Source organism: Stenotrophomonas sp. SrG, from assembly GCF_050031795.1.
Classification (GTDB): Bacteria; Pseudomonadota; Gammaproteobacteria; order Xanthomonadales; family Xanthomonadaceae; genus Stenotrophomonas; species Stenotrophomonas rhizophila_A.
On the sequence record NZ_JBNBBE010000559.1, the window covers coordinates 1 to 253 of the forward strand.

The 253-nt window shown below is 66.4% G+C and carries 1 pseudogene; it reads left to right on the plus strand.

Annotated elements, in window-relative coordinates:
- A pseudogene (locus tag ACQG3P_RS20855) lies at positions 1–253 on the plus strand (hypothetical protein); the annotation flags it as partial.

Sequence of the window (253 nt, forward strand, 5' to 3'; positions counted from 1 at the left end):
TGTCTGATCATCGTGCTGCTCGCCGCGACGGGACTCCGGCGCATGATCTTCGACGCGGTCCCCATCCAGCTGAAGCTCGCGATCACGGTCGGCATCGGCCTGTTCATCGCCTTCATCGGCTTCGTCGACGCCGGCTTCGTCACCTCGACGGGCACCTCGTCCCCTCCGGTCGGGCTGGGCATCAACGGCTCGGTCGCGACCGTGCCGACGCTGATCTTCGTCTTCACCCTGCTGCTCACCGGCATCCTGGTGG